This is a genomic window from Bradyrhizobium retamae, assembly GCF_001440415.1.
GTDB classification, from domain to species: Bacteria; Pseudomonadota; Alphaproteobacteria; order Rhizobiales; family Xanthobacteraceae; genus Bradyrhizobium; species Bradyrhizobium retamae.
Window position 1 is genome coordinate 44,915 of record NZ_LLYA01000013.1, and the last position, 23,957, is coordinate 68,871.

Sequence of the window (23,957 nt, forward strand, 5' to 3'; positions counted from 1 at the left end):
CTAGGCGCATGCAACGGGCTTGCAATCTATTTGATTCCGTCAAATAATCACTTGATGGAATCAAACAACGCTGCCGATAAACAGATCGACGCTGTCCGCGGCTTCAGTCGCTTCTATACCCGCAAGCTCGGCATCATCGAGCCGAAGCTCCTGCACAGCCCCTTCACGCTGCAGGAAGCGCGCATCATCTACGAGATCGCGCATCGCTCGACCTGCACCGCCACCGACCTCACCCGCGACCTCGGCCTCGATCCCGGCTTCCTGAGCCGGACCTTGCAGGCGCTGCAGCGCCGCCAGATCGTGACGCGAAAGCCGTCAAAGGACGACGGCCGCGTCAACGAACTCTCGCTGACCGCCAAAGGCCGCACCGCCTCTGCCGAGCTCGAGCGCCGCTCGCGCGAGGAGGTCGGAAGCCTGCTCGCTTCGCTCGAAGACAGTCAGCGCGCCGCTGTCGTGCAAGCGATGACGACGATCGAGCGGGCACTGGAACGGCCCACGGAGAAGCCAGCCGCTTTTCTCTTGCGCAGCCATCGACCCGGCGACATCGGCTGGGTGATCTCGAGCCAGGCAAAGGCCTATGCCGAGGAGTATGGCTGGGACATCAGCTACGAGGCACTCGTCGCCGAGATCTGCGCGCAGTTCATCAAGACCTATGACGCTTCGCGCGAGCATTGCTGGATCGCGGAAGCAGGCGGCGAACCGGTCGGCTCGATCTTTCTGGTGAAGGGCAGCGATGACGTCGCAAAGCTGCGGCTGTTGCTAGTGGAGAAAAAGGCACGCGGGCTCGGCGTCGGCCGCGCGCTCGTCGAGCAATGCGTCCGCGCAGCGCGCGAGAAAGGCTACAAGAAAATGACGCTGTGGACCCAAAGCATCCTTGTCGCCGCGCGCGGTATCTATCAGGCCGCGGGCTTCTGTCGCGTCAAGGAAGAGCCGCACCATAGCTTTGGCGTCGATCTCGTCGGGGAAACCTGGGAGCTGGACCTGTGAAGCCCGAGCGTCGCGATCGTCCGCGACGCGTCACGCCCGAACTCATCGACTTCCATGTCAAGCGCGCACGTCAATTGCGCGTCGAGGCCTGGCACAACATGTGGCGTGCGTTATGGGCGCTGGTCAGGCCGACGCGCCCTGGGCTTTAGGCCGCCGCAGGTGCTCATCCAGCCGCGGCATGATCTCGACGAAATTGCACGGGCGCGTGCGGTAGTCGAGTTGGGGGGCGAGGATGCCGTCCCATGCATCGCGGCAAGCGCCCGGCGATCCCGGCAGGCAGAAGATGAAGGTCGCCCCCGCCACGCCGGCGGTGGCGCGGCTCTGCACCGTCGACGTGCCGATCTTGGCATGGCTCAGCATGTGGAAGGCGATGGAAAAACCATCCATCCGCTTTTCGAATAGCGGCTCGACCGCCTCCGGCGTCACGTCGCGGCCGGTGAAACCGGTGCCGCCGGTGGTGATGATCGCATCGACGCCAGGATCGGCAATCCAGCGCTTGATGATGACGCGGATCGCATCGACGTCGTCGACAATGACCTCGCGCGCGGCAAGACGATGGCCTGCCGCCGTCAGCCGGTCGGCCAGCGTGGCGCCGGATTTATCGTCCGCCAGCGAGCGGGTATCCGAGATCGTCAACACCGCGATGTTGAGCGGCACGAATTGTTTGGTTTCGTCGATGGACATGACTGCTTTTTCTCGTCATGCCCGGGCTTGTCCCGGGCACCTTTCAATTCCTGGAAGTAAGACGTGGATGGCCCGGACATAGGCGAGCGGAAGCGACACCGTCCTTCGGACGGCTATGCCCGGCCATGACGAATTACTTCTGCTCAAGCTACAACGCTCCCGCCGCAAACGTGTTGCAGGCCTGCACCGTGCCCTGCTGGTAGCCGGTCATGAACCACTGCTTGCGCTGCGCTGCTGAGCCGTGGGTGAAGCTGTCGGGCACCACCCTGCCCGTCGACTGCCGCTGCAGCGTGTCGTCGCCGATCGCGGTTGCCGTCCTCAGTGCCGCGTCGATATCGCCGGGCTCGATGAAGCCCGGACGCTTCTTCTCTTCGCGATTGACCCAGACGCCGGAAAGACAATCCGCCTGCAACTCGACCTTGACCTGCAGCGCATTGGCTTCCGCCTTGCTGCCGGCCTGCTGCTGCAGCCGCTGCACGCGCGGCAGGATGCCGAGCAGGTTCTGGATGTGATGTCCCGCCTCATGCGCGATGATGTAGGCGGCCGTGAACTTGCAGGCACTGCCTGAACAGCCGCGGAAGCGCGTCTCGACCTCGCGGAAGAAACTGGTATCGAGGAAGATCTGCTTGTCCGGCGGGCAGTAGAACGGCCCCATCGCCGACTGCGCCATGCCGCAGCGTCCGCCATTGGTGGCGTTGCGAAACAGCACGATGCGAGGACCGGTGTAATTCTGGCCGCTGGACTGGAAGATCTCGCTCCAGCGGTCGTCAATCTCACCGAGAATGCCGGCGATCATGCTGCCGACCTCATCCTTCGGCGCGCCGGTCTTGGCCGGTCCGGACCGGCGATCGGTCTGGTAGGTCGGCGCCTGACCGCCGCCCGTCAGGATTTCGGCGCCGCCGATCAGGATGCGTGGATCGATGCCGAAGGCATAGCCGACGAGGCCGAGCACGATGATGGTGCCGATACCGAGCCCGCCGCCGCCCATCGGCAGGCCAAAGCCGCCGCCGCCACCCATTCCGCCGCCGCCCTGGTCGCGACGGTCTTCGATTTCGTCGCTGCGGCGGAAATCATCGTAACGCATGGCGCTATTTCCTCATCCCCGGCTGTCGGCCGGAATCTTCAACTCGGCCATCACGTAAAATTTCCATTTCATTAATCAATAACCCGCCCGGCAAAAATTGCCTAGTGCGCAAGCCGTCGCAATCTCTGCTGGCAATCTTGCCGATGATCTCTCTTCGCATTCTGCGTCGATAACTTTCTTGGTTAAGTCGATTTTTACTTTGCCCGGTCAATGTATCGCCAGTCGGTTGTTTAGTCCCGCGTCGCCGACAGCGTCGCCTGAGTCAGAGTAATTGAGTCATGGTTGTGTCGCGTCGCGGGGCGTCTGTAAGGGCGCCCCGCACCAAATTTGAGTCTGACTCAAGCGTGCGTATCGTCGTCGGCGATTGCGTCGCCGAGATGTCAAAGCTTCCGGCTGGTTCGGTCGATCTGGTGTTCGCAGATCCCCCGTACAACCTGCAGCTCAAGGGCGACCTGAAGCGTCCCGATGAATCCCACGTCGATGCCGTCAACGACGACTGGGATAAGTTTTCGTCGTTCGCCGCTTACGATGATTTCACCCGCGCCTGGCTGCTCGCCTGCCGCCGCGTCATGAAACCGTCGGCAACGCTGTGGGTGATCGGCTCCTACCACAACATTTTCCGCGTCGGCGCGATCATGCAGGACCTCGGCTTCTGGGTCCTCAACGACATCGTCTGGCGCAAGACCAATCCGATGCCGAATTTCCGCGGCCGCCGCTTCACCAATGCCCATGAAACCATGATCTGGGCGGCGCGCGACGAGAAGGCCAAGGGCTATACCTTCAATTATGAGGCCCTGAAGGCCGCCAATGAGGACGTGCAGGCGCGTTCCGACTGGCTGATCCCGCTTTGCACCGGCGAAGAGCGCCTCAAGGGCGCCGACGGCAAGAAAGTGCACCCGACCCAGAAGCCGGAAGGGTTGCTGGCGCGCGTGCTGCTGTCCTCGTCAAAGCCCGGCGATCTCGTGATCGACCCCTTCAACGGCACCGGCACGACAGGGGCCGTGGCAAAGCGTCTCGGCCGCCGCTACATCGGCTTCGAGCGCGACAGGATCTATGCTGCTGCAGCCGAAGAACGCATCGCCGCCGTCGAACCGCTGCCGGAAGCAACGCTAGCGCCGTTCATGACTGCGCGCGACGCCCCGCGCGTGGCATTTTCCGAACTGATCGAGCGCGGCATGATTCCGCCCGGCACCAAACTGGTCGACTCCAAGAAGCGCCACGGCGCGCTGGTCCGCGCCGACGGCGCCATCATGCTCGGCGACAAGGTCGGGTCCATTCACCGAATCGGCGCAGTGGCGCAGGGCTCCGGCGCCTGCAACGGCTGGACCTACTGGCATGTCGAGACCAAGAACGGCCTCAAGCTCATCGATGAATTGCGCGCCGAAATCCGCTCCGGGATGGCCGCAGGCTAAGCCTCGTTTCGCATCATCACGAGACGCCCAGGCGAGGCTTATGGCACGGCCGCGCCAAAGCACCGCAGTGCGCGTATGGCTCGCCGGGCCGGCGATGGCGCGAAATTCGGCTTGGCCCATACTCCGCGCAGCCGGCGCGGTCCGTCGGCATGGCAGCCGTGCCATGCAAGCGGGTGGCGATGCGCCTTTTCGTTCCTATTTCGGGACACGCGTGCTACATTCATTTTCGCATAAGAGATTGCTCCCATGCGCACCCGAGGCTCCGAGTCGCTCATTGTGCTGCCGCTGCTGCCGGTCTTCCTGATTGGCGTGTTTCCAATGCTGCTGTTGAGCTTGCTGGGTCCTGCCGGATTGGTCATCCTCGGCATCCTGATTGCCAGCGCGGGCTTGACCGACATTCTGGACGCCAACGGCACCTTTAGCGAACAGGTCATCGTCCACGGTTATGCGCGAGGATCGGAACGCACGGGGCAACGCACCGCTTTGCGTTCGGAAATCCGCTTTGCGTCGGTGATGATTGCTGCCGGCGTCGCCCTTGCGGTTACCGGTATAGGCGGCCTGCTCATATCGTAGGGCCCGGTCTTTCGTAAGGTCCGGCTTTTCACGAACTCGTCGCTTGCGCAGCCCGCAAAAATTTGAGCATGGACGTGCCCTCCGGCGGCATTCCCGCCGTGTCCGGAGTCCGCAAGTAAGCTTCCTGCAAAGAAGCAATGGGGAAATTCCAAAATGCTCAAATTCTACTTCAACGGATCGCCCAACCCGACCAAGGTCGCCCTCTTCCTCGAGGAAGCCGGCATCGCCTACCAGCCGGTCGCCGTTGACACCCGCAAGGGCGACCAGTTCAAGCCGGAATATCTTGCCATCAATCCGAACGCCAAGGTGCCCGCCATCGACGACGACGGCGTCACGGTGTTCGACAGCAACGCGATCCTGCTTTATCTGGCGGAAAAGACCGGCAAGTTTCTGCCCGCCAACACGCCGCAAAATCGTGCGCAGACGCTGTCCTGGCTGATGTTCGTGGCGACCGGCGTCGGGCCGTACTCGGGACAGGCGGTTCACTTCAAGCATTTCGCGCCGAAGGACCAGAACCACGACTATGCCCACAACCGCTACCAGTTCGAGGCGCAGCGCCACTACGCGATCCTCAATGATCATCTCGCCGGCCGCAAATATATGGTGGGCGACACCTACACCATCGTCGACATGGCGCTGTGGGGCTGGGCGCGGATGGCCGCGTTCGTGATGGGCGATGATGCGGCGGCGAAATATCCCAACGTCAAGCGGCTGGTAGACGAAATCTCGGCTCGGCCGGCCGCCGCCAAGGCGATCGCGCTGAAGGATAATTTCAAGTTCAAGGCCGAGATGGACGACGAAGCCCGCAGCAACATGTTCAGGCATATGTCGGTGAAGGCGGCCTGAGCGGACGAACGCATTCAGGCAAAGACGGCGCCCTTGCGGGCGCCGTTTTTCATTTTCAGCTCGGCCGTGTCGTGCGCGCTCTAAACCGCAGCGGCAAGCTTCCGCTCTGCCGGGAACGGCCCGAGCACGCGCTCGACCAGCGCGGAATCGCAATATTCCTTGATCTCCTTGATTTTGCCGTCCTCGATGCGCCAGACCATGCAATACTGATTGTCGTAGCGGACGCCGTCCTTGGTGACGTTGTCGCCCCGCGCTTCGACCACGACATATTCGCCTTCCGCAATGAAGTTGAACGCCAGCGTGCGCGGCCGCCCGGCGGCGAGCAGCGACCGCAGATGACCCATGAGGCCGTTATTGATAGCCTCACGGCCCTTGAACTCGCCCGACCAGGAATATTGGCCGGTGACGACCCAGGTGACGTCCTCGGCGATATTGTCGAGGAAGGTCGTTCCGCTGCGGTTCGCTGACTCTGTGTAGATCTGCTGCACGAGTTTCTTGTTGTCGGCTGCGCTCATGGCGGCTTCTCCTTGGATCCGATGTCGAGATCATCGCGCGCCGCGCGGCATTCTTCCAATCAATAGAGAATATGATATATATTCACTTGATGAATTTGAATTCGCTTGACCTCAATCTGCTGGTGGCGCTCGACGCGCTCTTGAGGGAAACCAGCGTCAGCCGCGCCGCGATGCGGATCGGGCTGTCGCAGCCGGCGGCGAGCCACGCGCTGCAGCGGCTGCGCGACCTGATCGGAGATCCACTGCTGGTTCGAACCGGCGCGCGCATGGAGTTGACGCCGCGGGCGCAAGCCTTGCGCGCGCCGCTGGCGCAGGCGCTCGACCAGGTACGCTCGCTATTCATCGCCGATGAATTCGACGCTGCGCGGAGCGAGCGCCAGTTTCGCCTGATGATGCCGGATCTGGCGGTCGAGCTTCTGATGCCCCCGCTGATGGAGAAGATCACCAAGGCTGCACCGAACGTCCGGATCGACGTGGTACCATGGCGCGGGCCGGCGATCTTCACCGCGGAATTCGCTCGCACCATCGATCTTGTGATCTCGATCGGCAACGCCTTCACCGGATTTCATCGGCAACGGCTCTACACCGACAGCGACGCGCTTGCCGTCCGGCGCGGTCATCCCGCCGGCGCGCGGCTGAAGCGGATCGAAGCCTTTCTCGACGCGCGCCATGTCGCGGTCGTGATCCGCGGCCAGAGCGAGGACCTGATCGACATGTGGTTGCGCCCCAAGGGGATCGAGCGGCGGATCGCGCTGGTCGTGCCGGGCTATCTCGAGGCGCTGCACGTCACCGCGCGCACCGATCTCGTCGCCTTCGTGCCGCGCCGGCTGATCGGTGCGCTGGCGAAGCAATTGTCGCTTTCGACCGTCGCGCCGCCGCTCGATCCCGGAATCGACGAGCAGTTCATGTTCTATCCGACCCGCGCCCAGATGGACCCCGGCTCGATCTGGCTGCGCAACATCATGCTCGGCATCGGCCGCGAGATGGAGCGCGCGAAAAAGGCTGCGTAGGGTGGGCAAAGGCGCGCTTGCGCCGTGCCCACCATCTCTCCATTCGCGCTCGTGACGGTGGGCACGCGGAGCCTGTCATCGGGCGCGCATTCGCGCGACCCGGTGGCTTTGCCCACCCTACGAATCAGGCCTTCTCTTCCGCCATCACCTTCTGCACGGCCGGCCGCTCCGACATCCGCTTGCGATGAGCGGCCACCTTCGGCAGCGTCGCGAGATCGACGCCGTCGCCTTCCAGCCAGAGCCCGATCGTATACAGATAGGGGTCGCAGATCGTGTACTGCTCGCCCATCACCCACGGCCCCTTCAGCATGTCGCGCTCGATCAGCGCAAACCCGGCGGCCATGGTCTCCGGCACCTTGCGCTTCATATCGGCAAGCGAGGACTCCTCGGCCGCCCAGCGATAGCCGCGCATTTTGTGGGCGTGGGACACATGCACGGTGGAACAGAGATAGCTGTTGAAGGACTGTGCCTGCGCGAAGGCGAAGGGATCTTCGGGCGCAAGCTGCGCTTTCGGAAAACTGCTCGCAATGAAGGCAAGGATCGCCGGCGTTTCGGTCAGCGTGCCGCGGTCCGTCACCAGCGCGGGCACGCGGCCCTTCGGGTTGATGGCAAGATATTGCGGGGTGGTCTGCTGGCTGTTCTTGAAGTCGAGCCGCTCTGCCGTGTAGGCGGCGCCGGCCTCTTCCAGAGCGATATGCGATGCGAGTGCGCAGGTGCCGGGGGCGTAGTAGAGCTTGAACATGGCTGTCCTCACGGGAAGCCGGACGTTAATGGCATGCTCATCCGCCGTCCACACCCAAGTGGGTGGAGCGGCCTTCGCAGTTCAATTCGCCCGCGGCTGAAGCGTTCCCTCGATATAGACGCTGACGATCGTATCGTCGGGGGGATAGTGCTCGGGAGCCACCGCTGTTAGCTGGGCCTGGATGCACTTCCACGCGCCGTTCTCGAACAGATATGTGTCGGTGTACATGGTCATGCCGGTCACTTCGTTGCCATTGCGGCGGCGGATGTGCTTGTTGGTGGAGCGCACCAGCGCAACGTCGCCGATGATGGTGATGCGCTCGTCACGGACGTCCCAATAAAAGATGACGTTAGGATCGAAGGCGGTCGCCCAATATTTCAGATAGGTCGCGCGATCCCACCGCTGGCCGGTCGGCCAGATATTGATGAAATCAGGATGCAGTAATGCGTCGTGCGAGGCCACGTCGCGCGTTACGAAATTATGGATGAAGCGGGCGTTCAGGGCACGCAGTTCATCCATCGAACTGCCCGGTGGATCATTCCGCAAGGCATGCTGCATTTTTGTCTCCCGAACTTTGTGAAAGGGCCAGTTGGTGCGCCTTTCTGGCGGTCGCATCATCAGCCGGAAAGAAGCACTCGATCTTGATTTGCTGCAGCGCCGCGTCCATCGGCATCGCCAGCGTCGTGAAGGTGGAGAAGAAGGCGAGACGATAGTCGCCCTTGGCCAGGTGCATGGTCATGACCGGCGAAGACGCCTGCGGATGCCGCGGCAGCCGCCAATCGGCCGACAGCCCGGGATAGGCCATGATTTCATCGAGCAATTGCGCCGCGGCCCGACTGCCCTGCGCGACGTCGCGGTGCAGTATCTGAATCAACTGCCGTGCGAACTCGTCCCAGTTCAGCATGAACTGCCGCAGGCCCTTTGGATGAAAGACGACGTGCATGGCGTTGTCCGCAAGGCCGTTCTCCATTTCGTACGCATCGCGGAAAGGCTTTAGCAGGCGCGGCGACGCCTGATTGCGGATGCGAACGTCCCAATGCCCATCGATCACGATCCCCGGATAGGGCTCTTGCTGCCGGAGAATGAAGTCCAGCGCCTGCCGCACCGGCTGCAAATTCTCGGCCGCCAGCCCCTTGTCGCCATAGGGCGGCACGAAGCCCGCAGCGACATGCAGTGCATTCCGCTCCTCGAGCGGCAGATCGAGCGCGCTGCCGAGTAGCTGCACCATCTCGCGGCTCGGCTGCGACCGGCCGGTCTCCAGAAAGCATAGATGCCGGGCCGACACGTTTGCGTCAGCCGCCAGTTCGATCTGGGTCAGCCGGCGAACGCCGCGCCAGTGCTTCAGCAGGCGGCTGAAATGTCCAGCCGGGATTTCGTGCGAGTCTGTGTCTGAAGCAGCCATGCCGGCAATCTAGAGCATCGCTTCGGAAGAGCAATTACCTCGGATGTAAGTGACGAACTTCGGAATTCCTTGCAGAGTGAACCCTGTAGAACCCGAACTTCAAGGACAGCACGGATGGACAAGAGCGCAATCGCGAAAACTGTAACGCAGTACATGGCGGCATCGAACGAGCTAGACGATGCGGCCAGACGCACCCTGCTCGCGCAATGCTGGAGCGACAACGGCGTTTATCTCGATCCGAACGTCTCGCTGGCCGGACGCGACGCGCTGGCGGAGAAGATAGGCGAAGTGCTGGCCAGCCGGCCCGGCGCTCGGCTCGAGTTCATGAGCGGCATCGATGTGCACCACCACTTGGTCCGTTTCCTCTGGCGCCTGGTGCGTGCGGATGGAACCTGCGGCGACACGTCGATCGATTTCGGCGAGGTCGGTCCCGACGGCCGTCTGGTCAAGATCGTCGGCTTCTTCGGCCCAGCCCCGCCGCTTCCGTAAATGACCGGGGCGCTGAGGGACTTGCCGCCCTTCGCAGTTGCCCCCTGCCCTCCCTCATGCCATGACGCCCGCGAAGCAACAGGGGCGTACCATGACTGTTCTCATCGCGGGCGGCGGCATTGGCGGGCTGACGCTGGCGCTCAGCCTGCATCAGATCGGCGTTCCCGCTAAAGTTTTCGAAAGCGTGCCCGAACTGCGGCCGCTCGGCGTCGGCATCAACGTGCTGCCGCATGCGGTACGCGAATTGATCGAGCTCGGCCTGCACGATGCGCTCGATGCGGTCGCCGTCCGCACCAAGGAGCTCGCGTATTTTTCCAAACACGGCAAGCCGATCTGGAGCGAGCCGCGCGGCATCGAGGCCGGTTACAAATGGCCGCAATTCTCGATCCATCGCGGCACGCTGCAGCAGATCCTGCTCGATGCCGCAATCGAGCGGTTAGGAAGAGAGAACATCCTGACCAGCCATCACCTCTCCGGCTGGACCGAAACGGAGAATGGCGTCCACGCCGAATTCATCGACAGGGCGACCGGCAAATCGAAAGGCGCTCACGATGGCACGCTGCTGGTCGCGGCCGACGGTATCCATTCGGCGGTTCGGGAAAAACTCTATCCCGACGAAGGCCCGCCGATCTGGAACGGGCGCATCCTGTGGCGCGGCATCACCGACAGCGACGCCTTCCTGTCCGGCCGCACCATGATCATGGCCGGCCACGAGATCCTGAAATTCGTCTGCTATCCGATTTCGAAGCAGGCCGACAGCGCCGGCAAGTTCCGGATCAATTGGGTGGCCGAGCGGCACATGCCGCCGACCTATCAGTGGCGGCGCGAGGACTACAACCGGACCGCAAAGCTCGAAGAGTTTCTGCCCTGGTTCAAGGATTGGAAGTTCGATTGGCTCGACGTGCCCGGCCTGATCGAGAACTGCCCGCACGCCTACGAATATCCGCTGGTAGATCGCGATCCGATCCCGCAATGGACATTCGGCCGGGTCACACTGATGGGCGATGCCGCGCACCCGATGTACCCGATCGGCTCCAACGGTGCGTCGCAGGCAATTCTGGACGCGCGCGTCATCGCCCGCGAGATCCTCGCGAAAGGCACGACCAATGCCGCATTGTCAGCGTATGAAGCCGAGCGCCGGCCCGCCACGACCGACCTCGTGATGCTCAACCGCCGTAACGGCCCTGAGCAGGTGATGCAGATGGTCGAGGAACGCGCGCCCAACGGCTACAACGTCGTGACCGACGTGCTCTCGCTGCAAGAGCTGGAGGACATCGCCGCCAACTATAAACGCGTCGCCGGCTTCCAGGTCGAAGGCCTCAACGCCAAGCCGCCGATTGTTCAGGTTATGCGGGAAGCGCCGCGGGCTGCGATCTAGCCGAGGCAATCGCCTTCGCCGTCTCGACCAGCCGCGCGCTGGTCGTAGCCGTCGCCAGCACGGTGCCATCCTTGGCCATCAGCCGTCCCTCCACGAATGCGACGGTCTTGCCGAGTTGGGTGACATTGGCCTCGCCGGTGATCGGCCCCGGCCTGGCGGGGCTGAGAAAATTCACCGTCATGGTGATAGTTGCGGTGTAGAGCCTTCCTTCGGTCATGGCGAACACCGCAGGCCCCATGGTGTCGTCGAGCATCGCCGAGAGAATGCCGCCCTGCACGAAGCCGGCCGGGTTACAGAAATCCCGCTTGCCGTCGAAGCCGATGCGGATCCAGCCGTCCTTCGGCCGCGCGTCGAGCAGGCGCCAACCGAGCAGCTTTGAGGACGGCGGCGGGCTAAGACTATCGAGAGCGGTCGCGATCATGGGAACCTCCGTGAGGCTCCTTCCTAACGCAGCCCTGCTGCCAGCATGGTGTCAGCAGCGAGCAGCCTCGCATTTTCAAATGTCCAGCCCGTGGGCAATCGCCTTGCGCATCACGTTGGGCAACGCCTCGTCGGCGAGCGTTGCAATCGGCACCCAGCGCATGCCCGCAGGTGCCCGCGTGCGCGCGGCTACATCGGCGATGTAGATCACGAGCTCGAGCGGAAAATGCGTGAATACGTGAGTGACGACGCCGGTCTTGCGGTGCCAGCGCGTCACGCCGTTGACCTGAGGCGCCTGCTTCAGCGCCATCTTGTCGTCCTGTTCGGCAAGCCAGGCCGAGCCGGGTACTTCCGTCATACCGCCGAGCAGGCCCTTCTCCGCCCGGGTGCGAACGAGGAGTTCATCGCCGCGGGTGACGATGAAGGCGGCCCCGCGGCGCAGCGTTCCCGCTTTCTTCGGCGCCTTGCGCGGAAACGTCTCTTGATCGCCGCGCAGGCGAGCGGCGCAATCATCATCCAAGGGGCAAAGCGCGCAAGCCGGCTTCTTTGGAGTACAGATCGAGGAGCCCAAATCCATCAGTGCCTGCGCGCTATCGCCGGGGCGGGAAGGCCCCAGCAGCATCTCCGCCAATACTCCGATCAGCGGCTTCGCCTGCGGCAATGGCTCCTCGACCGCGTAAAGCCGCGACACCACGCGCTCGATATTGCCGTCGACCGGCATGGTTCGGATATCGAACGCGATCGCTGCAATGGCCTTCGCCGTGTAAGGCCCGATCCCGGGCAATCGGCGCAGGCCTTCCTCGGTATCGGGAAATATCCCGCCATGGTCGCGCAGCACGGCGACCGCGCAGGCGTGCAGATTGCGCGCGCGCGAATAGTAGCCGAGCCCGGCCCACATCCGAAGAACGTCGTCCAGCGAGGCGCGGCCGAGCGCAGCGACATCGGGCCAGCGCGCCAGAAATTTCTCGAAATACGGCCCGACCGTTTTGACGCCAGTCTGCTGCAGCATGATTTCCGACAGCCAGACCCGATACGGGTCGGCCCGCTCGCCCGCTGCCGCGCGCCACGGCAAGCGACGGCGATGACGGTCGTACCAGTCGAGCAGCAGCGCGGGGCGGGAGGCGCTTTCGGCAGGTACTGCCTGTTGTTTGATTTTTGCGGCCGCGGAAGATGTCATCCACCTACTCTAGTGCCGGAACGCAAATCTCTCCACGTCATGGCCGGGCTTGACCCGGGCATCCACGTCTTTCTTGCGCGTTGATTCGATACGTGGACGGCCAGGTCAAGCCCGACCATGACGAGGTTGCACTGGCGATTTCTACCGCCATTGGCGCCGTGTTATAGAGCCCTATGGCAAAACCCGGCCCGATCTCGGCGAAACCTCTCTCCGTCCTGCTCAGCGACGTCTTTTCCGACGCCTATGCCAAGCAGGGATTTGCCGCACGCGAACTGGTGACGCGCTGGGCTGAAATCGCCGGCTCCGAGATTGCCGCCCATTCCGAGCCGCTGAAGATGCAGTGGCCACGGCCGGTGGAGGGGCAGCCGCAGGAACCGGCAACCCTGGTGCTGCGGGTGGAGGGCCCGGTGGCGCTGGAGATCCAGCATTCCTCCGACGTGATCCTGCAACGGGTCAACCGCTTTTTCGGCTGGAGCGCGGTCGGCCGGCTGGCGCTGCGGCAGGCGCCGCTGTCGCGGCGAAATCGCCCCGCGCCGCCCCGCGCGCCAGATCCGAAATCGGTCGCGAAGGTGGCCGAGACCCTGTCCGCCGTGGAGGATGAGGAACTGCGCGCTGCGCTTGCCCGGCTCGGCGCCTCGATCAAGCGAAATTGAGCCCGCAGCGCGGCACGACCGCCACGACCCGCCATTGCCACAACTGGCGTTTCAAGCTAGCGAAGGCTTCTTTTTCGCAGTTCTTTCGGGCGTGAACGCGCCATTCGGGAGCAGACTTTGATGATCACGCGCCGCGCCTTCACCGCCGCTCTCTCGCTGACCGGGCTTGGCCTGCTCGCCGGCTTCTCGCCGCTGCGGCTGATCACCGATGCGATGGCGCAGAGCCCCACTGACGTCGCCAAGCCGCAATCGCTGCCCGACATGGCGCTCGGGCCCGCCAACGCAACCGTGACCATCACCGAATACGCCTCGATGACCTGCCCGCATTGCGCCGCGTTCACCGAAAAAGTGTTTCCGAAGATCAAGTCGGAATTCATCGACAGCGGCAAGATCCGCTGGGTGTTCCGCGAATTCCCGCTCGATATCAAGGCGGCTGCCGGATCGATGCTGGCGCGCTGCATCGCCAAGGACGACGCTCCGAAATATTTCGCCGTCATCGATCTCCTGTTCAAGCAGCAGAACGACTGGGTGGTGAAGAATACCACGGAGACGCTGACCCGGATCGGCAAGCAGGCCGGTCTTACGCAAACGCAGGTCGAGGATTGCCTGAAGGATCAGGCACTGCTCGACAAGATCGCCGCCGACCAGAAATACGCCGCCGAGGTGCTGAAGGTGCAGTCGACGCCTACCTTCTTCATCAACGGCGAGATGATCAAGGGCGAGCAGAGCTTCGAGGAGTTCGCAAAGCGCATCAACGCGATGCTGAAGAGCTGATTCGCGCGGACCGGATTCATTCGCGCTCATAAGTCCAGCAAAAGGCGCCACACAAGCGCCTCAAATCTCTTGGGAAAAGCCCGCGGAGGCGTTGCTCTCCGGCCTCGGCCTCGCCATTGTCGCGGCTCATAAGCGCCGCAACGGGCGGCTCATCCACACTGACATTGCCATCTATGGTATTGTCACGGCAGGGAGATTCGCGCCCGGCCAACAGAGATTTGTGTTCATGAAACTCACGCGCCTCCGCCTCCACGGTTTCAAGTCGTTCGTCGAACCCACTGATTTCATGATCGAACCCGGCCTAACCGGCGTGGTCGGACCGAACGGCTGTGGCAAATCGAATCTGGTCGAAGCCTTGCGCTGGGCGATGGGCGAAACCTCGCACAAATCGCTGCGCGCCGCCGACATGGATGCGGTGATCTTCGCCGGTTCAGGCAACCGCCCGGCACGCAACCACGCCGAAGTCACGATGACGATCGACAATGCCGATCGCACGGCGCCGGCCGCGGTCAATGACAGCCATGTGCTGGAAATATCCCGCCGCATCGAGCGCGAGGCGGGCTCGGTCTATCGCATCAACGGCCGCGACGTACGCGCCCGCGACGTGCAGATCCTGTTTGCCGACGCCGCCACCGGCGCGCGGTCGCCGGCGCTGGTCCACCAGGGCAAGATCGGCGAGATCATTCAGGCCAAGCCCGAGCAGCGCCGCCGCGTGCTGGAAGACGCCGCCGGCGTCGCCGGCCTCCACGCCCGCCGCCACGAAGCCGAGCTGCGGCTGAGGGCTGCCGAAACCAACCTCACCCGCGTCGAGGACGTGATCGGACAGCTCTCCGGCCAGATCGACGGGCTGAAGAAGCAGGCGCGGCAGGCGATCCGGTTCCGCGAAGTTGCGGCCAAGGTGCGCAAGGCCGAGGCCACACTCTTCCACCTGCGCTGGCTCGAGGCCAATACTGACGTCGCGGAAGCCGCAAATACGCACGACATCAACGTTCGCGAGATGGCCGAGCGCACCCGCGAGCAGGCCGAAGCGGCGCGTATCCAGGCGATCCGCGCCTCCGAATTGCCGGCCTTGCGCGAAGGCGAAGCGCGCGCCGCGGCGGGACTGCAGCGCCTCACCAACGCGCGCGAGCAGCTCGACCGCGAGGAAGAGCGCGCCAAGGAGCGCGTCGCCGAGCTCGACCGGCGGCTGAATCAGTTCGCCGCCGACATCGCGCGCGAACAGCAGCAGACATCCGATGCCGAGGTCGCGCTGCAGCGCCTCGACACCGAGGACGCCGAGCTGAAGGAAGAGATCAAGTCACGCGTCGAAAAGCGTTCTGGCGTCGACGAGCGCGTGTCGGAAGCGGAAGCGACACTGGCCGCGGCCGAGCGCATGTTCGGCGAACTGACCACGGCGCTCGCCGACCTCACGGCCAAGCGCAACCAGTTAGAGGCCGGCGTGCGCACCCATCGCGACCGGCTGGCCCGGCTCGACCAGGAAATTGCCAGTGTCGCGGCCGATGAGAAAAAGCTCAGCGACGAGACTGGCAATCTCGGCGACCTCGACGCGCTCGCCGCCGCCATGGAGACCGCGCAGGAAACGCTGGCCGTATCCGAAGCGGCAGCGCAAGCCAACGAGACCGGCCACATCGCTGCGCGGCAGAAGCTCGAAGCTTCCCGTGCCCCGCTCACCGAGGCCGAAAAGCGCGTGCAGCGGCTCGAGACCGAAGCGCGCACGATTTCAAAACTGGTGAATGTCGAGACCAAGAATCTGTGGCCGCCGATCATCGACGGCGTCACCGTCGCCAAGGGCTATGAGAAAGCGCTCGGCGCCGTCCTCGGCGACGATCTTGACGCCCCCGTCGATCCCTCCGCGCCGATGCGCTGGACCAATGCCGGTGCAAGCTTCGACGATCCGGCCCTGCCGGACGGCGTGGAGGCGCTGGCTGCGCATGTCGAGGCGCCGGCCGAACTGGCGCGCCGTCTCGCGCAAATCGGCGTCGTGCCGAAGGAGCGCGGCGCGGAGTTCGTCTCGCAATTAAAGACCGGCCAGCGGCTGGTCTCGCTGGAAGGCGACGTCTGGCGCTGGGACGGCTTTGTGGCCGCCGCGCATGCGCCGACCGGTGCCGCTCGGCGTCTGGCCGAACGCGCCCGCCTGGTTGATATCGAACACGAGCTGGAACAGGCCCGCACTGACGCCGCTGCCAAGCGGCAGGCCCTGGAAAACGCCGAGGCGGAACTGAAGATGGCATCCGCTGCCGAAACCGCCGCTCGCGAGGCCTGGCGGGCCGCGCAGCGCGAGGCCGATGCGGCGCGCGAACGCCATGCCGCGACCGAGCGCGAGATCAATCGCCACGCCGCGCGCAAATCCGCGCTGACCGAAGCTCATACCCGTCTTGCCGCCGACCGCAGTGAAGCGGAGGCCGCGCATGAGAGCGCCACCGCCGCGCTGACCGAACTGCCGCCGACGGATGAGACGGAAGCGAAACTGAGCGCCGTTCGCACGGAGATCGACGGACACCGCCGCTTTGCCGCGCAGGTGCGGGCCGAAGCCCAGGCGCTGGCGCGCGAAGCTGAATTGGCCGACAAGCGCGTGCAGGCGATCACGGCCGAACGCACCGAATGGCAGAACCGAAAGCAAAGCTCGGCCTCACAGGTCGCTACCGTCGAGGCGCGCATCACCGAGGTAACGGCCGAGCGCGCCGAGCTTGAAAATGCACCGGCCGTGTTTGCCGAAAAGCGGCGCGCGTTGATCAACGAAATCGAATCCGCCGAAGGCGCCCGCCGCGTCGCCGCCGACGCACTGGCTGCCGCCGAAAGCCTGATGGCGGAGACCGATCGCGCGGCCAAGGCGTCGCTCGAAGCGCTCTCCTCTTCCCGCGAGGCCTGCGCCCGCGCCGAGGAACGCATGGAGGGCACCAAGCGCCGGCTTTCCGACATCGAGCGCGAAATCCATGACATGCTCGAAGTCGAGCCGCACGCGGTCGCCGCGCTCGCCGAGATCGAGCCCGGTGCGGAATTGCCGCCGCTTGGCGAGATCGAAGAAAACCTCGAAAAGCTGCGCCGCGACCGCGAGCGCCTTGGCGCCGTCAATCTGCGCGCCGAGGAAGAATTGCGCGAGGTCGAGACTCAGCACATGGCGCTGACCACCGAACGCGACGATCTGGTCGAAGCCATCAAGCGGCTGCGCCAGGGCATACAGAGCCTCAACAAGGAAGCCCGCGAGCGGCTGTTGACCTCGTTCGAGACCGTCAACGAGCACTTCAAGCGGCTGTTCGTCGAATTGTTCGGTGGCGGCGAAGCGGCGCTTCATCTGATCGAGAGCGACGACCCGCTGGAAGCCGGCCTCGAAATCATCGCCAAACCGCCCGGCAAGAAGCCGCAGACGCTGTCGCTGCTTTCGGGTGGCGAGCAGGCGCTGACCGCGCTGGCGCTGATCTTCGCGGTGTTCCTCACCAACCCGTCGCCGATCTGCGTGCTGGACGAAGTCGACGCGCCGCTCGATGACCACAATGTGGAGCGGTTCTGCAACCTGCTGCACGAGATGACCTCCTCGACGGAAACCCGCTTCATCATCATCACGCACAATCCGATCACGATGGCGCGGATGAACCGGCTATTCGGCGTCACCATGGCCGAACGCGGCGTGTCGCAACTGGTCTCGGTCGGCCTCGACGACGCCGTGAAGATTTTGGATCAGAACGTGGCGTGAGGCAGTTCGCGTCCCCAGTTGACGTCATCATCCGCGAAGGCGGAGGATCCAGTACGCCGCGCTGTCCGTGATCGTCACAGCCGTCTCGGCGTACTGGATACCCGCCTGGGCCTGTCATTCGGGCTCGCCGAAGGCGAGACCCGGTGGCGGGCATGACAGGAAATGATGACCTCACCCGATCTCCCCGCCGAACTGAAAGCCGCGCTCGACGGCAAGCTGCGGGGCTTTTCGCGCAGCGACGCCGCCGGCCGCGCAGCCGCCATCTCGAAAAACTACCGTGAAGGCGGCGGCTCCACCACCGTCCGCTCAGAGACCGACGCGCTCGCCTATGCGCTGGCGCGGATGCCTGCAACCTATGCCGCGGTCACGGCCAGCCTGAACGCACTCGTCGAGAACGGACCTGACTTCGCTCCAAAGACCCTGCTCGACGTCGGCGCCGGGCCGGGCACGGCCACTTGGGCAGCGGCCGAAGCATTCCCGTCGCTGACGGACTTCACGCTGCTGGATGCCAACGCGGCGTTGCGTGCGCTGGCGCTGGATCTAGCGCGCAACAGCACGCGGCTGCGCGACATCGGCTACCAGCTCGGCGAGGCTCGCGCCGGGCTTGCCAAAGCGGATACGGCAGATCTTGTCGTGGCAAGCTACATGATCGGCGAGATCGGCGACGCCGAGCAACGCTCGCTCGCCGAACTGTTGTGGCAGAAGACCCACGACACGCTGCTCGTGGTCGAACCCGGCACGCCTGCCGGCTATGCCCGGATCATTGCGCTGCGCGCGCACTTGATCACGCTCGGCGCACATGTCGTTGCCCCCTGCCCGCACGACAGCCAATGCCCGCTACAAGCACCGGACTGGTGCCATTTCACCCAGCGCCTGCAGCGCTCACGCGCGCACAAGCAGGTCAAAGGCGCGGAGCTGCCGTACGAGGACGAAAAATTCTCCTATGTGGCGCTGACGCGCGCGGCGGTGGTAGGTCGGCGGCGCTCGCGCGTGCTGGCGCAACCAGCCATCAGCAAAGTCGAAGTAACAGCCAAGCTCTGCACGCCGGAAGGTCTCACCTTCACGAAAGTGCCGCGCCGGGCCAAGGCGGATTACGCCACCGCCCGCCGCTGGCGGTGGGGCGATGCGGTTAGTTGAGCCTCGTCATTCCGGGCTGATGCGCTAGCACCAGACCTCAGATGCGCAATTGCGCATCGGGGAATCTCGAGATTCTCAGGGGCGCAAGGGCGCCCCTGAGTTCGATGCTTCGCATCGCCCCGGAATGACGGCGGAGTGTTTACCCCTTGAACTTATCCCGCCCCACTTCCGACTAACGCCATGCCCCAAATCGCGGGTAGGCTGCCGCACGCTCAGTTTTTCGTCTAGTTTCCCTCTTCTTTTTGTCCCACAGGAGTTGTCTGCATGTCGACCGGCTGGATCGTTCTCGGCGTCATCGTCATCATCGTGCTGTTTGCGTTCGCTGCGTATAACCGCCTCGTCGCGCTCAGCCAGCGGGTCAGCCAGGCCTTTGCCGACATCGACGTGCAGCTCAAGCAGCGCCACGACCTGATCCCGAACCTGGTCGAGACCGTGAAGGGCTACGCCTCGCACGAACGCGGTACGCTCGACGACGTCATCAAGGCGCGCAATTCCGCGATGACGGCGCAGGGACCGGCCCAGGTATCGGCTGCGGAGAACCAGTTGAGCGGCGCGCTCGGCCGTCTGATCGCGCTGTCGGAGGCCTATCCGGACCTCAAGGCCAACGCCAATTTCCAGCAACTTGCCAGCGAACTCTCGGACCTCGAAAACAAGATCGCGGCGAGCCGACGCTTCTTCAACAACGCCGTCCAGGAATACAACACCGGCATCCAGCAGCTTCCGGCAGCGCTGTTTGCCGGCATGTTCGGCTTCACCCGCAAGGAATTCTTCGATCTCGGTACCAGCCGCACCGAAGTCGAGACAGTGCCGAGCGTGAAGTTCTGATCGATATGGCGCCTCGTCCTCCCCGTCATTCCGGGGCGATGCAAAGCATCGAACTATGGTGCGCAATTGCGCACCTGAGAATCTCATCGCACCCACAAATCTCGAGATTCCGGGTTCGTCGCTTTGCGACGCCCCGGAATGACCGTGGTTAGCGAAAGGCAGCCATGGCCGCGTATGGTCTCTACACGCATATCGCATCGAACAAGTTTCGTTCGATGCTGCTGCTCGCCGGGCTGTTTCTGCTGATCTACGTGCTGGTCTTCGCCGGCGCCCTGGTTGCGGAAGTGGTACTCAACAGCGGCGCTTCACTCAACTATTATCTGACGCGCGCCGCGCGCGACCTGATCGCATCCTTCACCTATGCGACAATCCTCGCCGCGTTGTGGATTGTGATCGCCTATTTTTTCCACCAGAACATGATCGATGCCGTGACCGGCGGCGAGAGCGTAACGCGGCAGCAGCAGCCGCGGCTCTATAATCTCCTGGAAAACCTCTGCATCTCGCGCGGCATCACGATGCCGAAGCTGAAGGTAATGGACAGCCCGGCACTGAACGCCTTCGCCACTGGGCTCAACCAGCGGCAATATTCCATCACGGTGACGTCGGGCCTTCTGCGGGCGCTCAACGACCAGGAGATCGAGGCCGTGCTCGGCCACGAGCTCACGCATATCCGCAACGGTGACGTGCAGTTGATGGTGATCGCCATGATCATCGCCGGCGTGGTGGGCTTCTTCGGCGAACTGTTCTTTCGAACATTTACCAACCTGTCGTGGAACTCCACCGGCAGCGACTGGTCGTCCTCGTCATCTTCCTCATCGTCCTCCTCCTCTTCGTCGTCCGACCGCGGCAAGGGCGGCGGCGGTGCCGTCATGGCGATTATTATCGCGGTCGTGCTGATCCTGCTGGCGTGGCTGTTGTCGCAAGTCGTCAAGCTGGCGCTGTCGCGGTCGCGCGAACTGTTGGCCGACGCCGGCTCGGTCGAACTGACCAAGAACCCTGACGCCATGATCACAGCGCTGCGCAAGATCGAAAATCGTGGCGAGCTGCCCGGCGCGACGTCTGCGGTGATGGAGCTCTGTGTCGACAATCCGCGCGAAGGGTTTGCCGACCTGTTCGCGACCCATCCGTCAGTCGACAGGCGGGTCAAGGCGCTGGTGCAGTTTGCCGGTGGCCATGATCCCGGCCCGCTCGCCCTCCCGTCGGATACGGCGGATGAACCCGATGAGTCGGAGGAATCGGCCACGGAGCAACTCCAGCCGCCGGTTTCCGGCGGCCCGTGGAGCGACGCCAGCGAGCCCGCCGGCGTTCCGGGCACCCGTCCCGGCCCCGCGGATGGCCCTTGGGGGCCGCACCGCTAAATAGCCGCCCTGCTGCCTCCCGGATTAACGAATTCCGTGCGAATAGTGGCGACGGCCGTCTAATGAATTGAATTCTCCCTTGTTTCTGCCATGTTCGCGCCCAAAGCAGGGTATGGGGCATGCCGGCCGCTCCCCGCGGTCGGAGCTGCAGTTCAAGGGAATTCCATGGCAAAGCCAGTCGTGATTGTGGTGGGCGCGGACAAGGGCGGGGTCGGCAAGACGACCGTGTCGCGGACGCTCCTGGATTATTTCAGCGCCAACAACGTGCCGACCCGGGCATTCGACACCGAATCCCCGCGTGGCACCCTGAAGCGCTTCCACCCCGACATCACCGAGATCGTCGACATGACGACGACATCGGATCAGATGAAGATCTTCGATACGCTGAACGCGGCCAGCCCCTCCGTCACCGTGATCGATGTCCGCGCCGGACTGCTGTCGCCGGCGCTGGCTTCGCTGCGCGACATCGGCTTTCTCGATGCCGCAAAGGCCGGGCAGATCACCTTTGCCGTGTTCCATATACTGGGCCCCTCGATCGCCTCGCTGGACGAAATCGCCGAGACCGCGAACTTCATGCACGGCGCCAAATATTTCCTGGTGAAGAACTTCATCAACGACACCCAGTTCTTCCAGTGGGATCAGTCGACCTACAACTCCTACTTTCACAGAATCAAGGACGCCACCGACCTCACGATCCCCAAGCTCAATGAAATGGCCTATGAGCAGGTCGAGGTTTCCTCGGTGCCGTTCCTCAAATTCGTCGCCAACAAGGGCAAGGACGACGAGGCCGCGAACTATTCGTTCGTGCTGCGCGGCTATGTCCGGCACTGGCTCGCCAACGTCTGGAGCGAGTTCGACCGCATCAAGCTGACCGATCTCGTCGGCGCCAAGCCTGGCGTGCGCGGCGGCGAAAAATAGTCGGATAGCCGCCGCGACGGGGCTGGATTAGGCGAAAAATTCCTTTGATATAGCGGGTGATGAGCTCCACGCCTGTCTACATCATCTGCTCGCCCCGGCCGCTGGTCGGCAAGACGCTATTCGCGCGCCTGTTGAGCGAGTTCCTGCTGCTGAAGGATGGGACGGTATCTTCCTTCGACATCAACCTGAAGGAACCATCGCTGCTCGAATATCTGCCGCGCATCACCGAGACAGCCGACGTGATGGACACCTATGGCAAGATGCAGCTCATGGATCGCCTGATCGTCGATGACGGCGTCGCCAAGGTGATCGACCTCGGCTTTCATGCGTTCGACGAGTTCTTCAAGATGATCAACGAGATCGGTTTCCTAAAGGAGGCCGCACGGCGTGGCGTGGCGCCGATCATCCTGTTCGTAGCGGATACCGACCGCGTTTCCGCGCGCGCTTATTCGACGTTACGGGAGCAGATCCCGCTGAAAGCGCTGATTACGGTCGACAACGAGTATGTGGTGCGTGGCGAACTGCCCGAGGCGATGGGCTTGGGGCGGGTCCTGCGCATATCGGCGCTGCCCTCTTTCCTGAAAACCTATATCGACCGGCTGACCTTTTCCTTCACCAGCTACCTGCGCAACGAGCGGGACTCGTCGACCGAGCTGCATCAGTGGATCCGCAGGAACTACACCAGTTTTCGCGAGCTCGAGTTCAGCCTGCTACCGCAGCGGCCGTGAAGCCTCTACGACGGCAAATATTACCCGGGTAATATTGACGCTGGGCTGCCAGTCTGTTAGTGCCTCCGAACGTAACCATTTTCCGCGAGGCATGCCGTGACATCAGCCAGAAAGGCAGCCATTGCCGCCTACAAGGAGCGGAAAACCATCGCGGGGGTCTTCGTCATCCGCTGCAAGGCGACCTCCGAGACATGGGTCGGCCAGACGCCCAATCTCGAAAAAATCCAGAACCGCATCTGGTTCTCGCTGCGCCAAGGGAGCCACCCCTGCCGTAGCCTGCAGGCGGCGTGGGCCGCGCACGGGTCCGACAGCCTGACGTTCGAGACATGCGAGCGGCTGGAAGAGGAAGAGACGCCCTACATCCTCGACGCGCTTTTGAAAGAGCGCGCGCTGCATTGGCGGTCGCGGTTCAATGCAGAGGCGGTTTGAGCCGCGCAACCATCACCAGCCGTCGTCCGGCCAAGCGACCCATACCGCGTTGCTCTCGCGATTGGGCAAGAAGGCGAACGCCTTCTCTAACGATTGCCGCTGGTGGTTATGGGTCCCTGCTTTCCGCAGGGACGACATGGGGAGAGCTTTGAGCAAGCTGACTTAATGTCCCTCGAACGCCATCAGCGTACGCACCGGCACTTCCATCGCGCGGAGCTTGGCGGCGCCGCCGAGATCGGGCAGATCGATGATGAAGCAGGCCGCGACAACATTGGCGCCGATCTGGCGCAGCAATTTCACCGCGCCTTCCGCGGTGCCGCCCGTGGCGATGAGATCATCGACCAGGATGACGCGCTCGCCGGGATGGACGGCGTCGGCATGCATTTCCATTTCATCGAGGCCGTATTCCAGCGAATAGGCGATCCGCACCGTGGTGTGCGGCAGCTTGCCTTTCTTCCGGATCGGCACGAAGCCGGCGGATACCTGATGCGCCACCGCGCCGCCGAGGATGAAGCCCCTCGCCTCGATGCCGGCGACCTTGTCGATCTTCAATCCCGCCCAGGGCTGCACCAGCTCATCGACGGCACGACGAAAGGCGCGCGCGTCCGCCAGCAGGGTCGTGATGTCGCGAAACAGGATACCCTTTTTCGGGTAGTCCGGAATGGTGCGGACGGTGGCCTTGATGTCGTGATCGAATGTCATTGGTGCTTATCTCGCTTTCAATT

Annotated in this window: 25 protein-coding genes; 16 read left to right on the forward strand and 9 right to left on the reverse strand. The window is 63.5% G+C overall.

What is annotated here, in order from left to right; genetic code table 11:
* The first annotated feature begins 54 nt into the window (after positions 1-54).
* Positions 55-987, forward strand: a complete 933-nt coding sequence (locus tag CQ13_RS04015; protein WP_057841717.1) for a bifunctional helix-turn-helix transcriptional regulator/GNAT family N-acetyltransferase — start codon at positions 55-57, stop codon at positions 985-987.
* A 123-nt stretch (positions 988-1,110) separates the two neighbouring features.
* On the opposite strand, the gene moaB is transcribed toward CQ13_RS04015, so the two are convergent.
* Positions 1,111-1,671, reverse strand: a complete 561-nt coding sequence (gene moaB, locus CQ13_RS04020) for a molybdenum cofactor biosynthesis protein B (RefSeq protein WP_057841718.1) — start codon at positions 1,669-1,671, stop codon at positions 1,111-1,113.
* Between the two features lie 148 nt (positions 1,672-1,819).
* Entirely contained in the window at positions 1,820-2,755 is a 936-nt protein-coding gene (ypfJ, locus tag CQ13_RS04025) for a KPN_02809 family neutral zinc metallopeptidase (RefSeq protein WP_057841719.1), read from the reverse strand.
* 278 nt (positions 2,756-3,033) lie between these two features.
* Here ypfJ and CQ13_RS04030 point away from each other — a divergent pair, with 278 nt between their 5' ends.
* From CQ13_RS04030 to CQ13_RS04040, 3 genes are all read left to right on the forward strand, one after another.
* Positions 3,034-4,167 carry a site-specific DNA-methyltransferase gene (locus CQ13_RS04030; RefSeq protein ID WP_057841720.1) on the forward strand — a complete coding sequence of 378 codons (1,134 nt, stop codon included), beginning with the start codon at positions 3,034-3,036 and terminating at the stop codon, positions 4,165-4,167.
* 276 nt (positions 4,168-4,443) lie between these two features.
* The gene (locus CQ13_RS04035) at positions 4,444-4,740 is read left to right on the forward strand and encodes a hypothetical protein (protein WP_245309020.1); all 297 of its coding nucleotides are present in this window, start codon (positions 4,444-4,446) and stop codon (positions 4,738-4,740) included.
* Positions 4,741-4,893: 153 nt separating this feature from the next.
* Entirely contained in the window at positions 4,894-5,586 is a 693-nt protein-coding gene (locus CQ13_RS04040) for a glutathione S-transferase family protein (RefSeq protein WP_057841722.1), read from the forward strand.
* An 80-nt stretch (positions 5,587-5,666) separates the two neighbouring features.
* Here CQ13_RS04040 and CQ13_RS04045 read toward each other — a convergent pair whose 3' ends face one another.
* Positions 5,667-6,101, reverse strand: coding sequence for a nuclear transport factor 2 family protein (locus CQ13_RS04045; RefSeq protein WP_057841723.1), 435 nt, complete (start codon positions 6,099-6,101; stop codon positions 5,667-5,669).
* Between the two features lie 89 nt (positions 6,102-6,190).
* Here CQ13_RS04045 and CQ13_RS04050 point away from each other — a divergent pair, with 89 nt between their 5' ends.
* Positions 6,191-7,111, forward strand: a complete 921-nt coding sequence (locus CQ13_RS04050) for a LysR family transcriptional regulator (RefSeq protein ID WP_057841861.1) — start codon at positions 6,191-6,193, stop codon at positions 7,109-7,111.
* A gap of 124 nt (positions 7,112-7,235) precedes the next feature.
* Here the strand turns inward: CQ13_RS04050 and CQ13_RS04055 are convergent, their stop codons facing one another.
* From CQ13_RS04055 to CQ13_RS04065, 3 genes are all read right to left on the reverse strand, one after another.
* Positions 7,236-7,853 (reverse strand): glutathione S-transferase family protein, encoded by a 618-nt coding sequence (locus CQ13_RS04055; protein ID WP_057841724.1) that lies wholly within the window; start codon positions 7,851-7,853, stop codon positions 7,236-7,238.
* 81 nt (positions 7,854-7,934) lie between these two features.
* Positions 7,935-8,411: a nuclear transport factor 2 family protein gene (locus CQ13_RS04060; RefSeq protein ID WP_197427239.1), complete on the reverse strand. Its 477-nt coding sequence runs from the start codon at positions 8,409-8,411 to the stop codon at positions 7,935-7,937.
* Positions 8,389-9,255, reverse strand: a complete 867-nt coding sequence (locus CQ13_RS04065; RefSeq protein ID WP_057841726.1) for a helix-turn-helix domain-containing protein — start codon at positions 9,253-9,255, stop codon at positions 8,389-8,391. Before CQ13_RS04065 ends, CQ13_RS04060 begins: the two co-directional genes overlap by 23 nt.
* A 114-nt stretch (positions 9,256-9,369) precedes the next feature.
* Here CQ13_RS04065 and CQ13_RS04070 point away from each other — a divergent pair, with 114 nt between their 5' ends.
* Together CQ13_RS04070 and CQ13_RS04075 are read left to right on the forward strand one after the other, a co-directional pair.
* Complete coding sequence (locus CQ13_RS04070) at positions 9,370-9,744, forward strand: nuclear transport factor 2 family protein (RefSeq protein WP_057841727.1); 375 nt, start codon at positions 9,370-9,372, stop codon at positions 9,742-9,744.
* A 91-nt stretch (positions 9,745-9,835) separates the two neighbouring features.
* The gene (locus CQ13_RS04075) at positions 9,836-11,122 is read left to right on the forward strand and encodes a flavin-dependent oxidoreductase (RefSeq protein WP_057841862.1); all 1,287 of its coding nucleotides are present in this window, start codon (positions 9,836-9,838) and stop codon (positions 11,120-11,122) included.
* Here the strand turns inward: CQ13_RS04075 and CQ13_RS04080 are convergent.
* A complete protein-coding gene (locus CQ13_RS04080; RefSeq protein WP_057841728.1) occupies positions 11,091-11,543 on the reverse strand; it encodes a PaaI family thioesterase in 453 nt (150 codons plus the stop codon). The genes CQ13_RS04075 and CQ13_RS04080 overlap by 32 nt on opposite strands.
* 75 nt (positions 11,544-11,618) lie before the next feature.
* Positions 11,619-12,719: an A/G-specific adenine glycosylase gene (gene mutY / locus CQ13_RS04085; RefSeq protein WP_057841729.1), complete on the reverse strand. Its 1,101-nt coding sequence runs from the start codon at positions 12,717-12,719 to the stop codon at positions 11,619-11,621.
* A 173-nt stretch (positions 12,720-12,892) separates the two neighbouring features.
* Between mutY and CQ13_RS04090 the strand changes: the two genes are divergently transcribed.
* From CQ13_RS04090 to CQ13_RS04130, 9 genes are all read left to right on the forward strand, one after another.
* Positions 12,893-13,372: a DUF721 domain-containing protein gene (locus CQ13_RS04090; RefSeq protein ID WP_057841730.1), complete on the forward strand. Its 480-nt coding sequence runs from the start codon at positions 12,893-12,895 to the stop codon at positions 13,370-13,372.
* A gap of 117 nt (positions 13,373-13,489) precedes the next feature.
* On the forward strand, positions 13,490-14,146 hold the full coding sequence (locus tag CQ13_RS04095) for a DsbA family protein (protein ID WP_057841731.1): 657 nt from the start codon (positions 13,490-13,492) through the stop codon (positions 14,144-14,146).
* Positions 14,147-14,372: 226 nt separating this feature from the next.
* Entirely contained in the window at positions 14,373-17,837 is a 3,465-nt protein-coding gene (gene smc, locus CQ13_RS04100; RefSeq protein ID WP_057841863.1) for a chromosome segregation protein SMC, read from the forward strand.
* Positions 17,838-17,999: 162 nt separating this feature from the next.
* A complete protein-coding gene (locus CQ13_RS04105; protein WP_057841732.1) occupies positions 18,000-18,974 on the forward strand; it encodes a small ribosomal subunit Rsm22 family protein in 975 nt (324 codons plus the stop codon).
* Positions 18,975-19,238: 264 nt separating this feature from the next.
* On the forward strand, positions 19,239-19,799 hold the full coding sequence (locus tag CQ13_RS04110) for a LemA family protein (RefSeq protein WP_057841733.1): 561 nt from the start codon (positions 19,239-19,241) through the stop codon (positions 19,797-19,799).
* A 164-nt stretch (positions 19,800-19,963) separates the two neighbouring features.
* Positions 19,964-21,157: a M48 family metalloprotease gene (locus CQ13_RS04115; RefSeq protein ID WP_057841734.1), complete on the forward strand. Its 1,194-nt coding sequence runs from the start codon at positions 19,964-19,966 to the stop codon at positions 21,155-21,157.
* 165 nt (positions 21,158-21,322) lie between these two features.
* A complete protein-coding gene (locus tag CQ13_RS04120; protein WP_057841735.1) occupies positions 21,323-22,075 on the forward strand; it encodes a P-loop NTPase family protein in 753 nt (250 codons plus the stop codon).
* A 59-nt stretch (positions 22,076-22,134) separates the two neighbouring features.
* On the forward strand, positions 22,135-22,803 hold the full coding sequence (locus CQ13_RS04125) for a P-loop NTPase family protein (protein WP_057841736.1): 669 nt from the start codon (positions 22,135-22,137) through the stop codon (positions 22,801-22,803).
* Between the two features lie 96 nt (positions 22,804-22,899).
* The gene (locus tag CQ13_RS04130) at positions 22,900-23,232 is read left to right on the forward strand and encodes a GIY-YIG nuclease family protein (RefSeq protein ID WP_057841737.1); all 333 of its coding nucleotides are present in this window, start codon (positions 22,900-22,902) and stop codon (positions 23,230-23,232) included.
* Between the two features lie 162 nt (positions 23,233-23,394).
* Here the strand turns inward: CQ13_RS04130 and CQ13_RS04135 are convergent, their stop codons facing one another.
* The gene (locus tag CQ13_RS04135) at positions 23,395-23,934 is read right to left on the reverse strand and encodes an adenine phosphoribosyltransferase (RefSeq protein ID WP_057841738.1); all 540 of its coding nucleotides are present in this window, start codon (positions 23,932-23,934) and stop codon (positions 23,395-23,397) included.
* Positions 23,935-23,957: the final 23 nt, after the last annotated feature.

Excerpts from the sequence above, each read along its gene's own strand:
- CQ13_RS04015 (WP_057841717.1), top strand. The coding sequence starts at position 55 with ATGGAATCAAACAACGCTGCCGATAAACAGATCGACGCTGTCCGCGGC.
- moaB (WP_057841718.1), bottom strand. The coding sequence starts at position 1,671 with ATGTCCATCGACGAAACCAAACAATTCGTGCCGCTCAACATCGCGGTG.
- ypfJ (WP_057841719.1), bottom strand. The coding sequence starts at position 2,755 with ATGCGTTACGATGATTTCCGCCGCAGCGACGAAATCGAAGACCGTCGC.
- CQ13_RS04030 (WP_057841720.1), top strand. The coding sequence starts at position 3,034 with ATGGTTGTGTCGCGTCGCGGGGCGTCTGTAAGGGCGCCCCGCACCAAA.
- CQ13_RS04040 (WP_057841722.1), top strand. The coding sequence starts at position 4,894 with ATGCTCAAATTCTACTTCAACGGATCGCCCAACCCGACCAAGGTCGCC.
- CQ13_RS04045 (WP_057841723.1), bottom strand. The coding sequence starts at position 6,101 with ATGAGCGCAGCCGACAACAAGAAACTCGTGCAGCAGATCTACACAGAG.
- CQ13_RS04050 (WP_057841861.1), top strand. The coding sequence starts at position 6,191 with ATGAATTTGAATTCGCTTGACCTCAATCTGCTGGTGGCGCTCGACGCG.
- CQ13_RS04055 (WP_057841724.1), bottom strand. The coding sequence starts at position 7,853 with ATGTTCAAGCTCTACTACGCCCCCGGCACCTGCGCACTCGCATCGCAT.
- CQ13_RS04060 (WP_197427239.1), bottom strand. The coding sequence starts at position 8,411 with ATGCAGCATGCCTTGCGGAATGATCCACCGGGCAGTTCGATGGATGAA.
- CQ13_RS04065 (WP_057841726.1), bottom strand. The coding sequence starts at position 9,255 with ATGGCTGCTTCAGACACAGACTCGCACGAAATCCCGGCTGGACATTTC.
- CQ13_RS04070 (WP_057841727.1), top strand. The coding sequence starts at position 9,370 with ATGGACAAGAGCGCAATCGCGAAAACTGTAACGCAGTACATGGCGGCA.
- CQ13_RS04075 (WP_057841862.1), top strand. The coding sequence starts at position 9,836 with ATGACTGTTCTCATCGCGGGCGGCGGCATTGGCGGGCTGACGCTGGCG.
- CQ13_RS04080 (WP_057841728.1), bottom strand. The coding sequence starts at position 11,543 with ATGATCGCGACCGCTCTCGATAGTCTTAGCCCGCCGCCGTCCTCAAAG.
- mutY (WP_057841729.1), bottom strand. The coding sequence starts at position 12,719 with ATGACATCTTCCGCGGCCGCAAAAATCAAACAACAGGCAGTACCTGCC.
- CQ13_RS04090 (WP_057841730.1), top strand. The coding sequence starts at position 12,893 with ATGGCAAAACCCGGCCCGATCTCGGCGAAACCTCTCTCCGTCCTGCTC.
- smc (WP_057841863.1), top strand. The coding sequence starts at position 14,373 with ATGAAACTCACGCGCCTCCGCCTCCACGGTTTCAAGTCGTTCGTCGAA.
- CQ13_RS04105 (WP_057841732.1), top strand. The coding sequence starts at position 18,000 with ATGATGACCTCACCCGATCTCCCCGCCGAACTGAAAGCCGCGCTCGAC.
- CQ13_RS04110 (WP_057841733.1), top strand. The coding sequence starts at position 19,239 with ATGTCGACCGGCTGGATCGTTCTCGGCGTCATCGTCATCATCGTGCTG.
- CQ13_RS04115 (WP_057841734.1), top strand. The coding sequence starts at position 19,964 with ATGGCCGCGTATGGTCTCTACACGCATATCGCATCGAACAAGTTTCGT.
- CQ13_RS04120 (WP_057841735.1), top strand. The coding sequence starts at position 21,323 with ATGGCAAAGCCAGTCGTGATTGTGGTGGGCGCGGACAAGGGCGGGGTC.
- CQ13_RS04125 (WP_057841736.1), top strand. The coding sequence starts at position 22,135 with ATGAGCTCCACGCCTGTCTACATCATCTGCTCGCCCCGGCCGCTGGTC.
- CQ13_RS04135 (WP_057841738.1), bottom strand. The coding sequence starts at position 23,934 with ATGACATTCGATCACGACATCAAGGCCACCGTCCGCACCATTCCGGAC.